The organism is Chitinophaga sp. SYP-B3965 (assembly GCF_009647655.1).
Taxonomy (GTDB): domain Bacteria; phylum Bacteroidota; class Bacteroidia; order Chitinophagales; family Chitinophagaceae; genus Chitinophaga.
In genome coordinates, this window is record NZ_WJFD01000001.1 from 1,120,659 (window position 1) to 1,142,289 (window position 21,631).

Genomic DNA, 21,631 nt, shown 5'->3' on the forward strand with positions numbered 1-21,631 from the left:
GCGTCAAAGGTATGTTTTTTCGTGGAGGTATTTGAATATTTCCACCTGTGCCCGCAACTTCTTGCCGGCGGTATGCCTGTAGGCATTTTGCTGCTCATTGTCCAGTACGCGCACCTTTACATTGCCGTTTAGCTGGATGTTCAGGATCTCTATTAATTCTTTTTTAATGTTAGGGTTTTCTATGCTCACTGCAGCTTCCACGCGGTGATCCAGGTTACGCACCATCCAGTCGGATGAGGCAATGAACACCTTCTCATGGCCGTTGTTGTGGAAAATAAATACCCTGGCGTGTTCCAGGTATTCATCTACGATGCTGATGGCTTCTATATCTTTCTTCCATTTTTTATTCTCTGTAAATGCGCAGCAGATGCCCCGTATGATGAGCTTTACACTCACGCCTGCTTTAGCGGCATCGTATAATTTTGAGATAAGCTCTTCGTCTGAAAGTGAATTCATTTTCAGGATGATGGACGCTTTCTTTTTTCGCTGTGCATTACGGATCTCGCGTTCTATCATGCGTATAAAGAACTTCCGCATATTATGCGGGCTTACCACCAGTGTTTTGCAGGCATGCAGGATCTTTTCATCATGGCTCCTGTTTTCCAGGAAGCTGAAGATGCGGTTGATGTCTGCCATCACGCTGCGGTTGGTGGTGAGCAGGCAATGATCGCCATATACTTTGGCGGTCCTTTCATTGAGGTTGCCGGTGCTTACAAAACCATATTGTACAGTTGTATTGCCAATGCGTTTTTTGATCACACATAATTTGGCGTGTACCTTCATGCCCGGTACGCCAAATAATACTTTCACGCCTTCTTCTTCCAGCCGTTCCTTCCATTTCAGGTTGGCTTCTTCGTCAAACCTGGCGCGGAGTTCCAGCACCACGGATACTTGTTTGCCATTGCGTACGGCATTGATCAGTGCATTCACGATCTTGCTGTTCTTCGCCAAGCGGTAAGCGGTTATTTTAATGGTGGTAACGTTCGGGTCCATGGCTGCTTCCCGCAACAGGTCAATGATCGTATCAAAAGAATGATAGGGGAAGTGCAGCATCACATCGCTTTGTGCTATTACCTGCATTACGCTGGGTGCATTTTGGAACAGCGGATGGATGAAGGTTTTACGGTGGATGCGTTCCCGCGTGAATACTTTTGCGGGGAAATCCATAAAGTCCTTGAAGTTATGTATCCTGCCACCGGGAATGAGATTGTCTTTCTTGGAAAGGCCCAGCCGGCGCATCAGGTATTCCAGAAGGAGAGGGTCTATCTGCTGATCGTAGATGAACCTTACCGGTTTACCTTTCCTGCGGGCTTTGATCCCTTTTTCTATCTGGTGAATGATGCTGGTGGCAATATCGTTGTCTATGTCCAGCTCCGCGTCCCTCGTTACTTTGATGATATAGGACGAGAATTTATCATAACCGAAATAGGAAAAGATATGCGGCAGGTTGTAACGGATCACATCCTCCAGCAGCATAATATCATGTTCACCTTCTTTGGAAGGCAGGATCAGGAAGCGGGGCAGCACAGAAGCCGGAATCTCAATGAGGGCAAACTTCTGGCGGATGGAATTATCCTGTTTGGCCAGTACAATGGCCAGGTAGATGGATTTATCCCGCAGGTAAGGCATGTGCGGGATACTTTCTATCATGAGGGGAATGATGTTTGTGCGCACTTCTTCATTGAAGTAGTCCTGCACATATTTCTGTTGTTCCCTGTTGAGTTGTTTTTCTGTATGAAGAAAGATCTTTTCTTCTTTAAGGGCGTCTTCAATTTCTTTCCAGATGCGGTTAAACTCCTGCTGCTGGCTGAGTACGGTACGCTGGATCTCTTCCAGGATCTGGTCAGGATTTTCTTCCAGGTGCATTTTGGCTTTGCCCACTGCGCCCATTCTTTTTAAGGTGGCTACCCTTACACGGAAAAATTCATCCAGGTTATTGGAGAAGATACCGAGGAAGCGGATCCTTTCTAATAGCGGAACGGAGGTGTCTGCTGCTTCCTGTAATACACGGGCATTAAATGAAAGCCAGCTGATATCCCTTACAATGGTCTTGATCTTCTTGGAAACGGTCTTTAATTTGGTCACTTTTTTCACCGGTATCTTTTTTTCTTTCACCGGCACAGGAGCAGCATTCGAGTCCATACTCATATTCACATGTTTTACGGAAGCTATAAAAAACTGATCGCCAGATTGTATAGCCGGTGTTAACTTATTATTAAGTTACGCTTTTTTGTTGTGAATAGGCAGCCAGATGAAAGACATTAATCCCAGCAGGCAGATGAGAAGGGTTTGCGCGCCCCAGATGATCCAGCCGAAAGCCCAGCCGATGGGGAGTGATATATTATATAACAGGAGTGTTTTCTGTACGAGGTAGGGATATACACCGATGCCACCGGGGCTAACGATCATGGCTATACTGCCTAAGGCGAGTACAGTGAGTGCTGCGGTGAAACCCAGTTCCCTCGTGGCCGGGAGGCAAAGGAAACCTACATACAGCATAGCCAGGTACTGCGCCCAGATGCATACTGTATGAATAATAAACCAGCCCAGTTTCTTTTTATCCATTTTGCCAATGGAAAGGATGCCCGCCAGCACGCCCTTCATTAAAGCGCGTAATTTGATGGCGGCTTTGGAAGCTGCAAAACGTTTGAACAGGAAGATAAGGATACCGATCACAGCGAGTGCGATCACTAATATAATAAGGAGCTGGGAACCGTTCGTTTTAGCCAGTTTGGGAAATACTTCGGCATCCAGGAAGGCCAGTACAATATCTATCTGTAAGAGGAAGCAAATGAGGAATACCAGTAAAAGGCAACAAAGGTCCAGCGCCCTTTCGGCGATCATGGTGCCGATGAGCTTATCTGCCGGGATCTTTTCGTAATTGGCCAATACGCCGCAACGGGCAATTTCGCCAAGGCGGGGTACGCCCATGTTCACGAGGTAACCTACCATTACGGCAAAAAAGGTATTGAGCACACCGGGTTTGTACCCTTGTGTTTCTATGAGGATCCTCCAGCGGAGTGCGCGGGAGAGATGGCTGCCGATGCCGATGATGAAAGCAGGGACGATCAGCCAGTAATTACCGCTTAGGAAAGCGGTTTTCACATCCTGGTAATCCTTGGGTGTCATGTCCTTTAGGGCAAGCCAGATCATGAGCAGGCCAATGCTTAAAAAAACAAGGAATTTCAATACATTTTTAAGCGCTTTGGGCATGGCCATAAGGAACCTCTCTTAGAGTTTATTGCCTTCCTTCGGGAAAACGGCTACTGGAGTGAATTTTTTTGCTTCTTCGAAATCCATGGTGGCGTATGATATAATGATCACTATATCACCTACGGCTACAAGGCGTGCTGCCGGGCCGTTCATGCATATCACACCTGACCCGCGTTTGCCTTTAATGACATACGTTTCCAGGCGTTCGCCGTTGTTTACGTTCACTACCTGCACTTTTTCGTTAAGTATCAGGTTGGCCGCATCCATCAGATCTTCATCTATAGTGATACTGCCTACGTAGTTCAGATTGGCTTCCGTAATTACCGCCCTGTGAATCTTTGATTTCAGAATTTCGATCAACATATTTCTTGTGTAGTCCGCAAAGGTAGAGGAATTTTATATAATTGGAAGGCAGGGAGGGTGCTTTTATGATTTTGTTATGACACGATCATGTTGTCAATTAACCGGATCTCTCCCAATTTGGCAGCCACCAGCATCACCATCTCTTTTTCAATGGTTTTATCCAATAACTGCAGGTTAGCTGCATCCGCAATTTCTATATAATCCAGCTGAAAGCCAGCATCTTGTAATTGCTTACCTGCATTTTCCTTTAAAACAGGGAAAGGCATTTGCCTGATGTTTTCCTTCATCCAGGTTAAGGTGCGGCTAATTTGCGTGGCGGTTTGCCTTTCTGTCTGGTTTAAGCGCATATTCCGGCTGCTCATGGCCAAACCATCGTTTTCCCGCAGGGTAGGGGAAATGTGTAATTTAGACGGAATTCCGGTTATTTTCAGTAAACGCTTGATAATCATGCATTGCTGAAAATCTTTCTGTCCCATGAATAAATCGTGTGGTTGAACGATATCCAGCAGTTTATGCACCACAATTCCTACCCCCTGGAAGTGATTTTGGCGAAAAGCGCCTTCTAATACGGTTTCGAGGTAGCCAAAATCGTAATGGAGGTGCATGCCGTTCACACCTTCCGGGTACATTTCTGCAACGGATGGTATAAATAGAATATCTGTATCAACGCTGTTTAATTTCAGGATATCTTCCTTGATCGTGATGGGATATTTCTCAAAATCCTTGGGATCATTAAATTGTGTAGGATTTACAAAAATACTGCAAACTACTATGTCTGTCAATGCTTTAGCGTCCCTGATAAGGGAAAGGTGACCTTCGTGCAGTGCCCCCATGGTGGGTACGAAACCAATCCGTTTTCCTGCCTTTTTTTCGTGTTCCAGCGCCTCTTTCAGATCGGCAACCTGTTTGAATAGATACATAAACCTTTGCTTAAAAGGATGTTAAAAGTGACAATATGGCCATTTTTACCTAAAAATTTAGTAGTTTTGCAAGCCAAATTAAAAATAACTGCATTATTAATCAGCATTAAATGTCCACAAAGAAACGAATTCTTTTTATTGCCCAGGAGATGTCGCCTTATCTTGAATTGAGTGATTATGCGGAGATGGTCAATAAGATGGCGATTAAATCAAATGAGGCCGGTCTGGAAGTGAGGGTGATCATGCCGAGGTTTGGAAGTATTAATGAACGCAGGCATAGATTGCACGAAGTGGTACGGCTTTCAGGGATCAATATTGTGATCGACGGGGATGATTATCCGTTGATCATTAAGGTTGCTTCCTTACCCAATGCCAGGTTGCAGGTTTATTTCCTGGACAATGAAGATTATTTCAAACGTAAAGCAGTATTTAACGACGAGGAAGGAAAATTTTACGAGGACAATGCAGCCCGTGAAGTATTCTTCTGCAAAGGTGCGTTAGAAACGGTCAAGAAATTTGGATGGCCTCCTGACATTATTCATTGCAGTGGCTGGATGACCTCTCTGATCCCCGTTTATTTAAAAACAGCGTATAAAAAGGAACCCGTTTTCGCTCATTCAAAAACGGTTTACTCTTTGGACCCTAATACATTTAAGGAAAAATTAGGCGCCACTTTCCTGAAAAAAGCGATCATCAGTAACCAGATCAAGGAAAAAGATCTGGAATTATATAAAGAAGGAACCAATGCTGCCCTTAATAAAGGAGCCTGTAAATATGCCGATGCGGTGGTAGTAGCCAGTGATAAGGCGGACAAAAAGTTGTTGGACGAACTGAAAGCCGAAAAGGGTAAGATCGTAGTACCTTATAGAAAGGACAATGAAGACCTGGCAGATTATCTGCAGCTTTATCATCAATTATTAGGTACAAAGTAAAGGCGGGAGGATTAAAATGAAAAGTTAAAACTTGAACAAGCATTACTGTTCCTGCTTTTTACTTTTTACTTTTAATTTTTTCTCTTTTTAGAAGTTCTTCCAAAGAATCAACAAAAACGTCAAATTAAATTACGTGAAGATCAATTTCAGGAACCTTGGCTTTAGTGCTGCTTTTTTAACAGCGTTATACGCATTTACCGGTTGTAACGAATCCACCATCCTGGGTAAGGACCTTATTCCAGGCTCGGATAAAGTAACCGTAAAAGATACAACGATCAATAACCTGATCACGCTGAATGTGGCGGAAGCAGATTCCAGCATCTGGACTGGCTATACAAACTATGGTGCAACGCTTGGCAGCATTACAGACGACCCTACCTTTGGTAAATCATATGGATTCCTGTACACACAAGTGGGGCTTCCCAAAGGAGAATTCTCCTTTGCAGGAACCGGTCAAACGCTGGACTCCGTAGTATTATATATAGGATGTGATACACTTTGGTATGGTGAGAACCAGGGCATGAACCTGAAAGTGTACCGGATGAATGAGCCGGGTTTCAAACACGATTCTCTTTATAGCTATACAAGACCTTTAAGTTACGACCCCGGTGAATTACTGGCGAATGTGACCGCTTTCCCGGTATATCCCAAGGACTCTATCTCCATTTACGGGGTAAAACAGCCTCCTGTGCTGCGTATTCCGCTGAGTGCAGCCTTCGGTAACCTGTTGCTGCAACAACGTGCGGATGGGGCCTTTAAAGACGATACTACCTTTTCTGCTTTCCTGAAGGGGATTGCTATTGTGCCGGATACCAACGTGAGCAAAACCATGCTTTTCGTAGACGTGAACAAAGGCGATACCCGCATCTCTGTTTATTACAAGAACTCTACAGACGATTCACTGATCGCAGATTTCCCTTTCCAGCAGTACTGGAGTGCACATGCTAACTTCTTTGGCCGTAATTATAATAACGCTGAAGCAGGACGATATATCAACACCAACAAACCTTTGGGCGATACCGCCATGTACCTGCAGGAAGGCCCTGGTATCTATACCAAGCTCACCATCCCGGGCCTGGAGAACTTCCCCAAAGCCATCATCAACAGAGCTGAACTGGTATTCACGGAGATCAACACCAACCTGGCCGGTAAAGAGAAGATCTTTACAGAGCCGGATCAGATGATGCTCTGGAGATATATCACGCACGACAGTCTTGGGTATATCGTTGACTATGGTAACCCGCAAAGCCCTGACCTCGCTAATTTCGGTGGTAATAGAACCGTCATTTCTAGTATAGGGGGCATTGAAGTTGTTCAATATAAGTTTAATATTGCGCGGCATTTGCAGTTTATCATGGACAAGAAATTAGATAATACTGTATTTAAGGTAGAACCCATTTCCAACAGGCATTTGATAGACATGCGGTCAGTGAAAACAGGAGGAGGGAACGGTACACCGCCCATTAATGCCAAGCTAAGAATAATTTACACTCAACTATAATCTTCAGAATTTTTAATTTTATGCCTTACTTATTTACCTCAGAATCCGTTTCAGAAGGGCACCCGGACAAAGTTGCCGACCAGATCTCAGATGCCCTGATAGATAACTTCCTCGCGTACGATACTACTTCTAAAGTAGCGTGTGAAACGCTGGTTACAACCGGTCAGGTTGTATTGGCTGGTGAAGTTAAATCTGAAGCGTATCTGGATGTACAAGACATTGCCCGTGAAGTGATCCGTAAAATTGGCTACACTAAGAGCGAATACATGTTCGAAGCGAATTCCTGCGGTATCCTTTCTGCTATTCACGAACAATCTCCTGACATCAACCAGGGTGTAGTTCGTCAAAGTCCGGAAGAGCAAGGTGCAGGCGATCAGGGTATGATGTTTGGTTATGCTACCCGTGAAACGGATAACTACATGCCACTGGCATTGGACCTGGCGCACAAGCTGCTGATAGAACTGGCTGCTCTCCGTCGCGAAAACAAAGATATCAAGTACCTCCGCCCTGATGCAAAATCTCAGGTAACGATCGAGTACTCTGACGATAATAAACCCGTTCGTATCGATACGATCGTAATTTCTACCCAACACGACGATTTTGACCAGGATCAGCAAATGCTGGACAAGATCAAGCAGGATATGATCAACATCCTGATCCCACGTGTTAAAGCACAACTGAAACCGGAATTACAAAGCCTGTTCACTGATAAGATCACTTATCATATCAACCCAACCGGTAAGTTTGTAATTGGCGGACCACACGGCGATACCGGCTTAACCGGCCGTAAGATCATCGTAGATACTTATGGTGGTAAAGGTGCACACGGTGGTGGTGCATTCTCTGGTAAAGATCCTTCCAAAGTTGACCGCTCTGCAGCTTATGCAACGCGTCACATTGCAAAGAACCTGGTAGCTGCCGGTATTTGCGATGAAGTACTGGTACAGGTTTCTTATGCGATCGGTGTTGCTAAGCCATGCGGCGTATTTGTAGATACTTATGGTACTGCAAAAGTGAAGCTGAATGATGGTGAGATTGCCCGTAAGGTAGAAGAAGTTTTTGACCTCCGCCCTTATGCTATTGAGCAACGCCTGAAACTGCGTAACCCTATCTATGCAGAAACTGCTGCATATGGTCACATGGGCCGTGAAAGCAAGGTTGTTACCAAAACTTTCAACGCAGGTAAGAAAACAGAAAAGAAAGTAGAAGTAGAACTGTTCACCTGGGAGAAACTGGATTATGTAGAGAAAGTAAAACAGGCGTTCGGTTTATAATAAACGAATGTTAAGAAAAAGGGTGCTGGTCATAAGATCAGCACCCTTTTTTATTTGAAAGATATAACCACCGCCAATGGCGATGGTCATGTTTGTGACGAGCACCTTTTTTTATTTGAAAGATAAAACCACCACCAATGGCGATGGTCATGTTTGTGACGAACACCTTTTTTATTTGAAAGATATAACCACCGCCGTTGGCGGCGGTCATGTTTGAGATCAGTACCCTTTTTTATTTGAAAGATATAACCACCGCCAATGGCGATGGTCATGTTTGTGACGAGCACCTTTTTTTATTTGAAAGATAAAACCACCGCCAATGGCGATGGTCATGTTTGTGACGAACACCTTTTTTATTTGAAAGATATAACCACCGCCGTTGGCGGCGGTCATGTTTGAGATCAGTACCCTTTTTTATTTGAAAGATATAACCACCGCCAATGGCGATGGTCATGTTTGTGACGAGCACCTTTTTTTATTTGAAAGATAAAACCACCACCAATGGCGATGGTCATGTTTGTGACGAACACCTTTTTTATTTGAAAGATATAACCACCGCCGTTGGCGGCGGTCATGTTTGAGATCAGTACCCTTTTTTATTTGAAAGATATAACCACCGCCAATGGCGATGGTCATGTTTGTGACGAGCACCTTTTTTTATTTGAAAGATATAACCACCACCGTTGGCGGCGGTCATGTTTGTGACGAGCACCTTTTTTTATTTGAAAGATATAACCACTGCCGTTGGGGGCGGTCATGTTTGAGATCAGCACCTTTTTTTATTTGAAAAAACATAACCACCGCCTTTGGCGGTGGTTATGTTTAGATGTTCTCCAGGAGAATTTATTTTTACAGGTTTTGCTTTTTCATTTCTTCCACCGCGTGATCACATGCCCTGGCAGTAAGCGCCATATAGGTGAGCGAAGGGTTCTGGGTAGCTGAAGAGGTCATGCAGCTGCCGTCTGTAATAAAGAGGTTCTGTACATCATGTACCTGGTTCCATTTGTTCAATACAGAAGTTTTGGGATCCAGGCCCATTCTAACCGTACCCATTTCATGCACACATTCCCCGCCGATATAATCATAATCAAATCCGGAGATATTGTGGAAGCCGCTTTTCTCCAGCATTTCCACTGCGCTGCCCTGCATATCCTTGCGCATAGCCTTCTCATTTTCTTTGATCTCGAAACTGATCTTCACCAGTGGTAAACCCCAGGAATCTTTCCGGCTTTCATCCAGCGTGATCCGGTTATCTGCATAAGGTAATGTTTCTCCCCATGCAGCCATCCACATCACCCATTTACCGGGTTTGGTGATCTCATTCTTAAAATCTTCCCCATATCCGTTCACTGCATAAGCATCATTCCAGGCTTCCCGTTCAGCATAACCCTGGTAACCGAATCCACGGATGTAATCGTCTCTGCGGGTGGCATCATTGATGTTACGGAAGCGGGGAATATAAATACCTGTGGGGCGCCTTCCTTTGTAATACTGATCCTCGTAGCCCTTGAATTCACCCATGGCGCCAACTTTGAAGTGATGGTCCATGAGGTGGCGGCCTACCAGGTCGTGATTATTGCCCAGGCCTTCCGGGAATGCTTCGGAGGTAGATTGGAGTAGTATAGATGCAGTGGCAATGGTAGAAGCATTCAGGAAGATGATACGGGCAAAGAATTCAATCGTTTCCTTCGTTTCCGTATCTATCACCCGCACACCTTTTGCTTTCTTTGTTTCTTTATCATAGATGATCTCACTCACGGTGCTGAAAGGGCGGAGGGTTAAATTCCCCGTGGCCATGGCAGCAGGAAGGGTAGATGCATTACTGGAAAAATAACCGCCGAATGGACAGCCGCGATGGCAGAGGTTCCGGAACTGGCAAGCGGTTCTGCCGTTCCATCCTTTGGTGAGGTTGGCTACCCGGGCAATGGTCACCAGCCGGTCCTTATACTTTTCCCGCACTTTCTCTTTCAGGTGTGTTTCCACACAATTCATTTCCATGGGAGGGAGGAACTGCCCGTCCGGCAACTGGGGTAATCCTTCTGCCTGCCCGCTGATGCCGGCATAACTTTCCACGTGATCATACCAGGGAGCGATATCCCGGTAACGGATCGGCCAGTCAACACCATGCCCGTCTTTTGCATTTGCTTCAAAATCCAGGTCGCTGAGGCGGTAACATTGCCGGCCCCAGGTAAGGGAGCGGCCGCCTACATGGTAACCACGCACCCAGCTGAAGGGTTTCTCCTGTATATAAGGGTGTTCTTTATCCCGTACAAAAAAATGTTTGCTGCTTTCGTCGTAAGCTTTTCCCTGGATGGGATCTTCTTCCATGTCCTTTTCCGTATTCACCAGGCGGTGCGGAAAATCCCAGGGGTTGAGGGTGGCAGTGGTGTAATCTTTTACATGTTCCACATTCCGCCCTCTTTCCAGCAGCAATACCTTTAATCCTTTCTCACAAAGTTCCTTTGCGGCCCAGCCTCCACTGATCCCGGACCCGATCACAATGGCATCATAAGTTTGCTGTGCTGTTGCTTTAATATTCAGATGCATACCCCAAGTTAGTGAAAAATAAAAAGCCCGGTATTGCTACCGGGCTTTTTACGGATAAATTCTATTGTTATTGTTTTATGATCTTGATCGATTTACCCTGGTTCTTTTCATCCAGTACTTGCAGAACGTAGATGCCTGCTGGTAAGTTCTGAATGTTGGAAGCATCTATCTTAACGTTATAGTTACCGTTTCCAAAGTCTCCCAGTACATTGTTCAGTACCAGTTTGCCGGACATGTCGTAGATCCTTGCGAAGAGACGTTTAGTAGAACCGTAATTATGAACCGTTACGTAGAGGTTAGAAGCAAATGGATTTGGATAAGCTTTCACGATCTCCAGTTTTTCCACCCTTACTTCAGGCGCAGCTTTACCGAAATCGTTCGTTACCAAACCACCGGCTTCTGCAATCCTTAAATTGGTTGGAGCATCAGCACCGGTAGGCTCGCCACCTGTTGCTGCATAACCATGGATCACTACAGAACCGAGATATGCGTAAGTAGAACCTGCACCCAGGCTAACTTCCAGGATCACCTCTCCATTTTCATCCGGTTTCACGTTTTCCAGTTGTACAGTATTCGATGTGTTGAATGCTGCATTGAGGGATACGTATTTACCATTGATGGTGTAGTTGGAAGTACGGTTACCAGCGCCATCACGGCTACCGAAGAATACGAAAGTATAATTCTGAGACTGGTTCAGACCGGTGAACTTCATCTTGGCAGTTACACCAATGTCGCACCACCATGAGCTGCTGATCACATTGTCAGGATAGATACCGGAGTTGTTGCCGGTGTTCATACCGAATGGATTGTCTCCACTGAAGTTCTGAACAATTGTGAAGCCGATACCGGAGTTGTTGGTCTGATCGTTCAGGAACGGTCCGTAAGAATCTCCTTCAAACGGTGCATTGTTGGTGTTGTTCCATGGTGCACCTGCAGGAAGATCACGGTTTACGTTGATGTACGTGCTGTAAGAATAAGTAGCGCCCTGGGCAATGTTACTGTATTCTGATTTAACTGAACCAACTGCTGCTCTTACTTTGTAGAAGAAGCTGCTGCCTGCTGGCGGAGTGTTATCATCATAAGTGGTAACATTTGCACCTACTGTAGTGAGCAGGGTATAAGTACCGTTAACGGTAGCAGATTTGAAGATCTCATAACCTGTTTCAGTGCTGGCGTTATCCATCCAGTTCAGCGTGATCTTAGTCCTTGATTTACCGGTTGCTTTCAGGCTGGTAGGCGCTAATGGCAGACCATTATCTTCATAAGACTGGATCACCAGTGAATTGATATAAGCGTAAGGAGAAGATGCACCACGTTTGATGGTGAACTCTATCTCACCGCTTGCATTTGGAGAGAGACCATTGATCTTGGCAACATTTTGTGTGTTACCGGCTGCATTCAGGGTTACTGTTTGCGCACCAACGGTGTACTCAGTAGTTCTGTTGTCAGATACATCACCACGGCTGCCGAAGAACACAAGGTTGAACTTCTTGTTCAGTTGCAGGCCGGAGATCCTGATACGTTTAGCATCAGCAGCTTGTTCGAAGTAAGCAGTTTGCATTACAACGTCAGGATAAACACCTGTGTTGCTGCCTGTGATAGCACCCACTGCGTTAGAACCAGCTAACTGATCTATCAGTGTAACAGTGTAACCGGTAGCGGTACCATCCTGGCTTAACAGGTTGGTTAAGCTGGCACCGGCTTGTGGATATTTGTTGAAGCTGTTCCATGGCGCAGGCGCTGGGTTCACTTCATTAAAGTCTACAAAGATAGAAGTCAGTGTTTTGTCCTGCACCACGATGGTGAAAGTACGGGTAGTACTGCCGCCTTTATCGTCTGATGCTGTAACAGACACATTATTGTAAGTACCTACCTGGCTGTTGTTAGGTGTGATCTTCAGTACACCATTACCACTACCGTTATCTGTGAGGGTAACGAATGCAGGGAGACCGGTAGCAGACAGTGTGATCACGTCTGTTGGGTCATCTGTAGCGGCCAGGGCCAGGTTGATCACTGAATCAGCTTTCATGGAAACGTTGCTGATTGCAGCCAGTACCGGGTTCTTGTTAGTGGTAACAACACCTACGGTATCAGAGAAAGCAGATGCACCATAGCTATTGATAGCTCTCACTGCAAAGTAGTATTGTGTACCTGCCAGTGTGGTTTGATCTGTAAAGGTATTGGTGTTGGCGTTATTGGCCGGAGTGGTCAGTTGTGTGAACGGACCGGCTAATGATGTGCCACGGAACACCTGGTAAGACGTTTCATTGAAGGCAACATCTTTCCAGCCAACTTTAGCACCAGCGCTCACAGCTTCTGCTGTAATGTTGGTTGGTTTGGATGGAGGTGTTTGTGGTTCAAATGAAGCTTCTATCACCATCGCATTGAGGTAAGAGAAGGAAGCACCAGGAGCGCTGTTGATATCCAGTAATACTTCGCCGTTGGCATCAGGCACCACATTGGTTAATTTAACCGTGTTGGTGGTGTTGCTTGCAGCGTTCAATGCTACAGAAGCACCATTGATAGTATAGATGGAAGTACGGTTATCACTCACACTACCGCGGCTGCCGAAGAAGGTGAAGTTGTATTTCACGTCTGCACCACCGGTAAGGCCAGAAACCTTGAGGGTTTGTTTCACACCGGCATTGCTGAAGTATGCAGAGCGCATTACGTTATCAGGATATACACCGGAGTTATTGTTGGTAACAGCACCGGAAGTATTGAATCCGCTAACATCCTGCCACCTGGTCATGATGGTGAGGCTGATAGAAGTAGCCGTGAGGGTAGAATCTTTCAGGTTAGCGAATACATCGTTCTGGAACGGAGGTTTATTGGTGTTGTTCCAATATCCTGTACCAGCAGTGTTTGCACTACCATCGTTGAAGTTCACGAAAACAACCTTGCTTGGATTCACATCACTTACAACAATGTTGAACGTTTTGGTATCAATACCATCGTGACCATCATTAATTGTAACAGTCACCGGATAAGTACCTGCATCCAGGTAAGTAGCGGTCAGCTGAATTTGTGCGGTGTTGCCATTAGGTGTGAAGGTAGCAAAGGATGGTAATCCGCTGGCAGACCAGGAGATCACATCTGCACCATTCTGATCTGCACCGGACAGGTTTACCTGCAGAGAAGAATTCTCAGCTAAGGTAACGTTTGAGATAGCGTTCAGTACAGGTGGGTAGTTATCATTCACGGATAAGGTGAATGTTTTTGTACCTACGCCGCTGTGGCCATCTGTTGCTTTTATTTCAATTCCTGCAAATGTACCGAGGTCAGTAGCAGAAGGATTGAACACTAAGGTCGCAGTACCATTGCCATTATCAGTTAAAGAACCGAAGGCAGGCAGGTTGGTAGTGCTCAGCGTTACCGCTTCACCATCTGCATCTGAGTAAGTAACAGGGATAGATAATTGTGTGCCAAAACGCATAGAACGGTTAGCGATAGGTGATACTACCGGTACTGAGTTCAATGTGGTGGTGTTTGCTTCAGGAGAGTAGTTACCGAAACCACCATCATTCTTCGCACGCACTTTATAGTAATATTTAGTGTTGGCGAAGAGGGCAGTATCTGTGAAGCTGCCTTGTGCAGTAGCATTGGCATCTAAAGTTGCCAGCAACAGGAAGGCAGTGTTATCTCCGATAGAACGGTATACCTGATATAATGATTCGTTATTAGCGTTATCGTTCCAGGTAAGCGTGATCTTAGAAGTAGAATTAGCAGTAGCTACTACGTTGGTAGCTGCAGCAGGTGCTGTTGGCAATGCCAGTGTAGCAGCCTGGTTCCTTGTATCAAGGAAACGGGTGGCAGGGATGGCCTGTTTGCTGATACCAGGACCAGCCCAGCTTGCAGACAGTTCTGAGCTACCTGTATTTTCAAAATAGGTAACGTAGATCGGGTAAGTACCGGCAGTTAAAGATTTGGTACCGCTTTTTTCTGTAGCAGAAGAACGGGTGCCATCATTTTCAACTACGATATCTGTTGCTGTGAAGCCGCCGATATACAGTCTGCTACCATCGTTGGAACGGGTGTAGAAAGTATAGTTACCGGTAGTTGGAATGGTAATATAACCAGCAAATTTCATCGCATACCTGTCTGACCTTGGAGCAGGTGAGATGCTCAGGGAAACGGTAGTGATCGTACCGGATCTCACTGGTGTGAGGCTGTTGAAGTTCGGCAGGCTGGTAACAGTGGATGGTTCGTAGTAATCATACGTTAAACCACCATCAACCGTTGCATGATAACCGGAGTTACCAAGGTCGTTCACCGCTCTCACTTTATAGAAGTAAGTAGTGAGCGGGTTGAGTGCGCTGTCTGAAGCAGTAGTCACGTTAGCGCCTACTGTTTTCACAATGCTATAAGTACCTGTGCGGGAAGTAGAACGGTAAATTTCGAAACCAGTTTCGTTATTACTGTTATCTGTCCAGGTGAGGTTGATCTTATTATAAGATGCAGCAGTGGCAACGATGTTCGTTGGTGCAGCTATAGTAACCGTTGGCGGTACACTTTCCACGAAGAATTCAGCAGGGATGAGCTGGTGGGTGCTGCCCACGCCATTTGCTGTGTTCCTCCAGTATACTTTCATTTCCTGGCCGCCATTCTTTTCAAAGTAAGTGATGGCAATAGGATAGATACCGGCAGTAGGGAAGTTTTTAGTACCTGATTTGGTAGTAGTGCCTTGCAGGGCATCGTTACTCACGAGCGCAGTGGCAGTATGACTATAAGTACCGATGTACAGTTTGCTGCCATCATCGGAAGCTGTTTCGAATGTGTAGTTACCGGCTACAGGGATCCTGATAAAACCTTCCCACAGTACGCCGAAGTAATCTTCCGGTGCACCGATGGTAGTAATGTCCACCACGGGTTGGATACCTTGTTTAACCGGCGTAAGGGTAGCGAAGTTGGGGAGGTTGTTCCAATCTCCCTGGTATAACTTGTATTTCAGACCTTTCAGGCTGGCATAAGCGCTGGTTTGGTTACTGGCAGGAGAAACGTTGCCGGCAATATCCCTGGCTTTTACAGTGAAAACATATAACTGGCCTGCAGTAAGGTTCAAAGCATCAAAGGTGAGCTTAGTACCATCAATGGTGTAAGATTTCAGGCCATTGATATAGATATCATATTTGTTTATACCTACTTCATCTGTAGCAGCATCCCATTTCAGGCTGATCTGATTTTGGGAAGAAGCTGTTACCACCAGGTTACCCGGAGCGGTAGGCGGTATATTGTCCACCTGCGTTTTAGCAGTGGCTTCATTACTGTTGGCAGCGGCGCCGGTGTTGTTCACTGCTCTTACGATATAGTAATAGTTCGTATTGGCAATGAGGCCGGTGCTGGTATAAGTTACTACGTTAGGCGCAGTGATAGCCAGGAGGGTGTAAGCACCACCTGGTGTATTGGCGCGGTAAACTTCGTAACCGGTTTCGTTGTAAGCCGGGTTAGGTTTATCTACCCAGTTCAGCTGGATGGAAGTTTTGGAGAGATCTGTAGCGGTAAGGCCGGTAGCAGCGTCTGGTTTATTAGGACCATTTGCAGCGATCACTTCAAAAGGTGTAGAGAAGTCGCTGGAGCAACCGAACTGTTCCTGTACCTTAACGGTATACAAACCAGGTGTGGTAGCATCCAGTGTATTGGCAGTACTTAAAGTAACGCCATCTGTAGTTTTCTTCCAGAGGTAAGATGCATAAGTGTTAGGCACTTGTAAAGTAACCTTGTTCAGTGCATCAGGAGCAGGGAGTACCTTGCTTTGCAGGCTGGCTTGCGTGATAGCTGGCGGTACAGTAGCACCTTTCAGTTTGATCACTAAAGGAATAGGAGACCATTCAGACCAAACAGAACCGCGTTTGATGCGGGCATCATAAGTACCGAGTGCAGTGATATTAACTGTATTGCCGGTAGCGCCTGGGATCAGCACGCCATCTTTACGCCATTCGTAACCGTCAAAACCGGCGGTTAATCCAAGTGTTAAAGCAACAGGATCGCCCGGACAGAACTCAGTTCTACCGGTTAAAGGCCATGGATTGGCTTTATGCGCTCTTTCCATATAAGGGAAGAAGTCTGCTTCGCCCCATGCTACGTCCCAGATGCCGTGACCGCCGGGATAGATGGAGAGCTTCATATTAGCACCTGCGGCTTTGGCCTGATCGAATACACCCTGTGCAACACTTTTCGGAGGGTTGGTATCATCATTACCCTGGAACCACCAGATAGGAGTGTATTTAAAAACATTAATGCTATTAGCAGTAGCACCTGCAGCAGCACTGATAGGACCAGCACCTGCTACCAGCTTAGGAAATCTGAGCAGGAAATCCCAGGTAGCGGTACCACCTGCAGAAAGACCGTGGCAGGTGATCTTATTAATGTCCACATTGATCTGTGGTACGAAGAAGTTATTGATCAGTTCATTGATAAGGTCGTATTGGGTAGCACCATAATATCCTGACTGATTCTGAGGATACAGCAGGAAGCCATCAAATTTACCGTTATCAACTGCGTTCATAGCGGTTTGGCCGCCATGGAGCAACTGGTATTCATTATCGTAGATAGTGCCTTTCTCACCGAGCCCGTGGAAAAATATGAGCACCGGGTATTTTTTAGCCCGGGTGGGATCATAGTTCTTAGGGAACTTCAGCCTGAATGCCAGGCCTTTGTAGATGTAGGCTTTGTAGGAGGTAGAAGTCCATCCAACACGGACAGTCCTTACCCATTTACCTACGCTGCCCCACTGTGGCTCCGTTGGAGGAGTAGCGGCATTGTAAGTAACTACAGGATCATTGGGGTCTAGCACCTGAGCGCTAACGGGGGTTGCTCCTAAAAAGAGGAACACCATGAACAGTAGGTAGTAAAATTGTTTCATATATATGAGATTGCTCTAACGTGTTAAGTGTGAACATATCTGCATGCCAGTATAATAGCGTGCAAGGCTGTTCGGTTTCAGTGAAGTTTTTCGGAGGATGGGGTTTAAAATATTCGCGCCATTCACTGCGCGTTAGAGGCTTTTAGATAGGAAAAGGTTAAATACCTATAAGAATATGCTGCAATTTATAGCGAATTAATATAACTACTTGTTACTTTTTGGTGAAATGCGGGATTTTGCTGGTAAATGGATGGTTTAAGTCCATTACTGCAAAAAATTATCCCCTTTTCCGGGGCCCATGTAACACATTCCCTATAAAGGTGTACCGGATGAACCACTGGTAAGTAAGCAGGGAAACCCCGGAGGTAATGGATAATATAAGTATAATACGTAACACGCCCGGTATGTTCGTATAAAGGAACAGCACCTGGAGGCTGGATACCATGATCAGGTGCACCAGGTACAACCAGTAGGAGGCATCCGAAATATACCGGAAAGTGCGGCTTTCCTGGTTCATGTACCGCAGAAAGAAGCCCATGATCCCAAATGTGAGGAAAGTGGTCTGCATAGCTACCCCCAGTTTCAACGCCCACAAGCCAACAGGATGGGTCTGGTCTTTTTGCAGCACTATTATATAGAACAGGGCTACCGCCAGCAGCAAACCCACAGAAAGGTATAACCAGGTGCGTTGCGGGATCTGTTTTAACTGCGCGGCATTCTTATTAACCAGCACGCCAATGGCAAAAAAGAAGCCGTAATAGAGCAGATGGGATACTTTGGGGATGATGCCGTTGGAAACTTCCACCAGCGGCTCCGCAAAAAAGAGCAGCTGGATAACGCCCAGCACACCACCCACTACCAGTATATGCGGCAGGGAGGCCATATTGAGCATGCCTTTTTTAAGGAAAGCAGGTACCAGCTGCTGCACGCGTTTATGCAGGATCACCAGCATAGCCCCGTAAAAGAACAGCAGGTAATATAGGAACCAGAGGTGCGCCATACCATTCCAGCGGAAGAACTGGTGGCGGAAGGCCGCCCAGGCTTCTGCAGGTGGCAATGCATCCGCGATATAATATTTGTAATAAAGAAAAGGCGCAATGCTCAGCGGCAGGATAAATATAAGACTGCCAATGAACGGTATAGCGATGCGTTTAAACCGCGCTTTGATAAATGCCTGCTGGCCGATCTTGAGATATACCATCCGCGCAAAAAAACCAGCTACCACAAAGAACAACTGCATCCTGAAAGAATGGATGAAATAATAAGTGCCGTCGAAGAAATAACTGTGCAGCGAATTATCTGATGGCCAGGAGGGGTTCACATTTACTTTATAAGCAATGATAGTATGGAGCAGCACGCCCAACAGCATGGCTACTGCGCGTAATGCATCCAGTCCGTAGATCCTGTTATCCTGTTGGAGTGTCATGCTGTGATCGTTTTACTGCGTTTAGATCTATCCCAGGCAGCAGATTGTTTCTTTTGCAGGTAGCGGGAGAAACCCTGGTACACGGCTGCATTCATAAAAACAAAGTAGAAAGGGATATAGAAGAATTTGGATTTGATATGTTGCTTCGCCTGTTGGTAACCGATAAAGGCAACAGTGTAGAATACCAGCTGAGCGGCGAGGATGGCGCTGTAGAACAGGCTGCCGGTGATCACTACCAGGAGGATGTTGCTGAGCAGCAGAATGGGCATGCTAAGCGGACTGAGCGTCCACCGCAATACGCGGTGTGAGATGTACTGGAAAGAAAGTACGGGGTATTTGAAGAAATTCAATAACGCTTTTAACATCACAATGGATTGAAAACCGCCGGCACTGATCCTTACTTTGCGTTTGTGTTCCTCTTCGATAGAGAAGGAAGGTTCTTCCATGGCGTAGGCATCCGGCGCATAGGCAATGCGGTATCCTTTCTGGTTGATGCGCAGGGAAATAATAAAATCGTCCAGTATAACATCTTCTTCCACGGGTTGAAACAGCACGGTACGGATAGAGAATAATTCACCTGCTGCACCTACTACGGAATACAATTCCGCATCCAGTTTTTTCAGGAAAGATTCATACTTCCAGTAAATACCTTCTGTGGAAGCGGCATCTCCTTTGTCCTTGCTGATCACTTTCTTTTCTCCTGCCACACCACCGGTATTTTCATCTGCATAATGTTTTACAATATTGTGGATGGCTGCTGTGTTGAGCATGGTATTGGCGTCGCAAAAGATCACCACGGGTGTTTGCACAAAAAGCATAGCCCTGTTAATGGCAGCCGTTTTTCCATTACGGTCCGGTATATGCAGCAGGCGGATGCGGGGCTCCTGCCGGATGATATCCATGGTACCGTCTGTAGAACCATCTGTAACAAATATGAACTCACATTTATCTGCGGGATAATCCAGTGCCAGGGTGTTGGCTATCTTCTCGCGAATATGATCTTCCTCGTTATACGCGGCAACGAGTAAGGTAACGGCCGGCTCAAATGCAGCATCCGGTTCCAGGGGCTTTTTGATCAGTCTCTTGATCTTTATCAGGATGTACAGCAGGATGCCGTACCCTATATAGTTGTAGAAGAGAATAAAAAAACTGATGTAAAATAGTATGTAGAGCAATATCATGTAAGCGTAATGTTTAGAGTGATCAGGTGGCCCAGCATTTCTGACCGGGGCGGAGCGGCACAATGCCGTTATACTGACCGGGAATATAGTCGTAAGCCATCCCCATGGTGGCACCCTTCATGGAAGTACCATACCCCAGCAGGGTATATTTCTTCAGGGTAATAAAAAAGGAATCGCCTATCAGCCTGCGGGAGATCTTTCCTTTGATCCCTGCATAAGGCCGGTCCCGCTGTTCAAAATGACCGGTGATGGCTATTTTGGCGGCTTTATCGCAATCTGCAAAAGACTTCCCGTATTTGCTCCGGGCATAGTCTTCCACATCATCCAGGCCATAGAGGAACCTGTTCTGCGCTTTCCGGTTGGTGCAATCTTTTACCAGCGTGATAATGATGGGGGCTACACCTGCAGATCTGGCACCGGGTGTATCCGTTTCCGGGATGATGATCTCTGATAATTCTTCGATCAGTTTTTTATGCCCGTCCAGGCTGCTCAGGTCAGGCGTTTTATAAAAGCGGTAGTAATTGAAACCACCTACAGCGGCAGCACCGGCGCCGCCGAACAGGAAAATGTTCCGTATCGCTTTTCTCCGGTTCATCTTGCTTTGGATTTTACGGGGTATGTTTTTTTATACTGCAACAGCCATTCGTACACGTTCATATTGTTCTCTTTGTATTTGGGTGTGAGGAAAGAAGACCAGCAGCAATGCGCGCCCGGGTACATGGTCAGTTTCACCAAACCTTTCTTATACTTTATCGTACTGTCCATGAAACGTTTCACGTTCTCACGGAAATAATCATCTTTGGAACCTACAAAATACCAGGTGTGGATATCGGCATCCGCTACCAGTTTGAACCTTTTCAGATAATCCGGATCCAGGTTGGCGGGAGACATGGTGATACATGCTGCTATCCTGTTGGCCAGTTCCGGCGAATGTGTTTTGGCTGCTTCTACAGACCAGCCACCGGCGCTGTACCCGGAGAGGTAGATACGCGTAGTGTCCACCGGGTATCTTTTGATCACATCATCCAGCATCGGCCCTACATCCTGTGGTGCAAAAGACCAGCTTTGCGCCATGGGTGCCAGTACGATGAACTTGTATAATTTACCATCCACTTTATTTACCGCTTCAATGATCTTTCCTTCTTTCATTTGCTTGGGCACGCCTTCCTTGTAGATAATGCTAAGGTCCTTTCCTGCCACACTTCTCCCGTGAAAAGCTATCAGTAAAGGAAAGCGTTCGCCGGCTACAGTAGGTGTTGGTGTATAGATAAGTGCCTGCCTTGTTTGCCATGGACTTATCTTAACGTCTATTTTACGCATGGGCTCATACTGCGCATTCACCTGACCCACCACCAGCATAAAACAGACAAAAGAGATCATTTTCAACATAGTGACCGTGTTGTGTGAACGAT

Annotated in this window: 16 protein-coding genes; 6 read left to right on the forward strand and 10 right to left on the reverse strand. The window is 46.0% G+C overall.

All coding sequences use genetic code 11. The features are described from left to right. Nucleotides 1–3: 3 nt before the first annotated feature. The 4 genes from ppk1 to panC form a co-directional block, all read right to left on the reverse strand. Nucleotides 4–2,148 (reverse strand): polyphosphate kinase 1, encoded by a 2,145-nt coding sequence (ppk1, locus tag GFS24_RS04375; protein ID WP_253906394.1) that lies wholly within the window; start codon nt 2,146–2,148, stop codon nt 4–6. Between the two features lie 72 nt (nt 2,149–2,220). After that, the gene (locus GFS24_RS04380; RefSeq protein WP_153658346.1) at nt 2,221–3,219 is read right to left on the reverse strand and encodes a lysylphosphatidylglycerol synthase transmembrane domain-containing protein; all 999 of its coding nucleotides are present in this window, start codon (nt 3,217–3,219) and stop codon (nt 2,221–2,223) included. Between the two features lie 12 nt (nt 3,220–3,231). Beyond that, a complete protein-coding gene (panD, locus tag GFS24_RS04385; RefSeq protein WP_153658347.1) occupies nt 3,232–3,576 on the reverse strand; it encodes an aspartate 1-decarboxylase in 345 nt (114 codons plus the stop codon). A gap of 74 nt (nt 3,577–3,650) precedes the next feature. Beyond that, entirely contained in the window at nt 3,651–4,496 is an 846-nt protein-coding gene (panC, locus tag GFS24_RS04390; RefSeq protein ID WP_153658348.1) for a pantoate--beta-alanine ligase, read from the reverse strand. 110 nt (nt 4,497–4,606) lie between these two features. On the opposite strand from panC, the gene GFS24_RS04395 reads away from it, so the two are divergent. The 6 genes from GFS24_RS04395 (at nt 4,607) to GFS24_RS04420 (ending at nt 8,784) form a co-directional block, all read left to right on the forward strand. Further along, a complete protein-coding gene (locus tag GFS24_RS04395) occupies nt 4,607–5,428 on the forward strand; it encodes a glycogen/starch synthase (RefSeq protein ID WP_153658349.1) in 822 nt (273 codons plus the stop codon). Between the two features lie 133 nt (nt 5,429–5,561). Continuing rightward, nucleotides 5,562–6,929 (forward strand): DUF4270 family protein, encoded by a 1,368-nt coding sequence (locus tag GFS24_RS04400; RefSeq protein ID WP_153658350.1) that lies wholly within the window; start codon nt 5,562–5,564, stop codon nt 6,927–6,929. Nucleotides 6,930–6,949: 20 nt separating this feature from the next. Further along, nucleotides 6,950–8,203 (forward strand): methionine adenosyltransferase, encoded by a 1,254-nt coding sequence (gene metK / locus GFS24_RS04405; protein ID WP_153658351.1) that lies wholly within the window; start codon nt 6,950–6,952, stop codon nt 8,201–8,203. Nucleotides 8,204–8,279: 76 nt separating this feature from the next. Further along, on the forward strand, nt 8,280–8,420 hold the full coding sequence (locus tag GFS24_RS04410; RefSeq protein ID WP_153658352.1) for a hypothetical protein: 141 nt from the start codon (nt 8,280–8,282) through the stop codon (nt 8,418–8,420). 41 nt (nt 8,421–8,461) lie between these two features. Next, nucleotides 8,462–8,602, forward strand: a complete 141-nt coding sequence (locus tag GFS24_RS04415; protein WP_153658353.1) for a hypothetical protein — start codon at nt 8,462–8,464, stop codon at nt 8,600–8,602. A 41-nt stretch (nt 8,603–8,643) separates the two neighbouring features. Next, nucleotides 8,644–8,784: a hypothetical protein gene (locus tag GFS24_RS04420; protein ID WP_153658352.1), complete on the forward strand. Its 141-nt coding sequence runs from the start codon at nt 8,644–8,646 to the stop codon at nt 8,782–8,784. Nucleotides 8,785–9,052: 268 nt separating this feature from the next. Here GFS24_RS04420 and GFS24_RS04425 read toward each other — a convergent pair whose 3' ends face one another. The 6 genes from GFS24_RS04425 to GFS24_RS04450 all read right to left on the reverse strand — a co-directional run bounded on the left by GFS24_RS04425 (nt 9,053) and on the right by GFS24_RS04450 (nt 21,608). After that, the gene (locus tag GFS24_RS04425) at nt 9,053–10,750 is read right to left on the reverse strand and encodes a GMC oxidoreductase (RefSeq protein WP_153658354.1); all 1,698 of its coding nucleotides are present in this window, start codon (nt 10,748–10,750) and stop codon (nt 9,053–9,055) included. Nucleotides 10,751–10,817: 67 nt separating this feature from the next. Beyond that, on the reverse strand, nt 10,818–17,612 hold the full coding sequence (locus GFS24_RS04430) for a fibronectin type III domain-containing protein (RefSeq protein ID WP_153658355.1): 6,795 nt from the start codon (nt 17,610–17,612) through the stop codon (nt 10,818–10,820). A 277-nt stretch (nt 17,613–17,889) separates the two neighbouring features. Next, a complete protein-coding gene (locus tag GFS24_RS04435; protein WP_153658356.1) occupies nt 17,890–19,038 on the reverse strand; it encodes an acyltransferase family protein in 1,149 nt (382 codons plus the stop codon). After that, nucleotides 19,035–20,219 (reverse strand): glycosyltransferase family 2 protein, encoded by a 1,185-nt coding sequence (locus GFS24_RS04440; protein WP_153658357.1) that lies wholly within the window; start codon nt 20,217–20,219, stop codon nt 19,035–19,037. Before GFS24_RS04440 ends, GFS24_RS04435 begins: the two co-directional genes overlap by 4 nt. A gap of 22 nt (nt 20,220–20,241) precedes the next feature. Continuing rightward, nucleotides 20,242–20,814: a gluconate 2-dehydrogenase subunit 3 family protein gene (locus GFS24_RS04445; protein ID WP_153658358.1), complete on the reverse strand. Its 573-nt coding sequence runs from the start codon at nt 20,812–20,814 to the stop codon at nt 20,242–20,244. Then, on the reverse strand, nt 20,811–21,608 hold the full coding sequence (locus tag GFS24_RS04450; RefSeq protein WP_153658359.1) for a hypothetical protein: 798 nt from the start codon (nt 21,606–21,608) through the stop codon (nt 20,811–20,813). Before GFS24_RS04450 ends, GFS24_RS04445 begins: the two co-directional genes overlap by 4 nt. Nucleotides 21,609–21,631: the final 23 nt, after the last annotated feature.

Coding starts and splice junctions, on each gene's coding strand:
- GFS24_RS04435 (WP_153658356.1), bottom strand. CDS start 19,038: ATGACACTCCAACAGGATAACAGGATCTACGGACTGGATGCATTACGC.
- GFS24_RS04395 (WP_153658349.1), top strand. CDS start 4,607: ATGTCCACAAAGAAACGAATTCTTTTTATTGCCCAGGAGATGTCGCCT.
- GFS24_RS04430 (WP_153658355.1), bottom strand. CDS start 17,612: ATGAAACAATTTTACTACCTACTGTTCATGGTGTTCCTCTTTTTAGGA.
- ppk1 (WP_253906394.1), bottom strand. CDS start 2,148: ATGAGTATGGACTCGAATGCTGCTCCTGTGCCGGTGAAAGAAAAAAAG.
- GFS24_RS04420 (WP_153658352.1), top strand. CDS start 8,644: ATGGCGATGGTCATGTTTGTGACGAGCACCTTTTTTTATTTGAAAGAT.
- GFS24_RS04445 (WP_153658358.1), bottom strand. CDS start 20,814: ATGAACCGGAGAAAAGCGATACGGAACATTTTCCTGTTCGGCGGCGCC.
- GFS24_RS04440 (WP_153658357.1), bottom strand. CDS start 20,219: ATGATATTGCTCTACATACTATTTTACATCAGTTTTTTTATTCTCTTC.
- panC (WP_153658348.1), bottom strand. CDS start 4,496: ATGTATCTATTCAAACAGGTTGCCGATCTGAAAGAGGCGCTGGAACAC.
- metK (WP_153658351.1), top strand. CDS start 6,950: ATGCCTTACTTATTTACCTCAGAATCCGTTTCAGAAGGGCACCCGGAC.
- GFS24_RS04410 (WP_153658352.1), top strand. CDS start 8,280: ATGGCGATGGTCATGTTTGTGACGAGCACCTTTTTTTATTTGAAAGAT.
- panD (WP_153658347.1), bottom strand. CDS start 3,576: ATGTTGATCGAAATTCTGAAATCAAAGATTCACAGGGCGGTAATTACG.
- GFS24_RS04415 (WP_153658353.1), top strand. CDS start 8,462: ATGGCGATGGTCATGTTTGTGACGAGCACCTTTTTTTATTTGAAAGAT.
- GFS24_RS04425 (WP_153658354.1), bottom strand. CDS start 10,750: ATGCATCTGAATATTAAAGCAACAGCACAGCAAACTTATGATGCCATT.
- GFS24_RS04450 (WP_153658359.1), bottom strand. CDS start 21,608: ATGTTGAAAATGATCTCTTTTGTCTGTTTTATGCTGGTGGTGGGTCAG.
- GFS24_RS04380 (WP_153658346.1), bottom strand. CDS start 3,219: ATGGCCATGCCCAAAGCGCTTAAAAATGTATTGAAATTCCTTGTTTTT.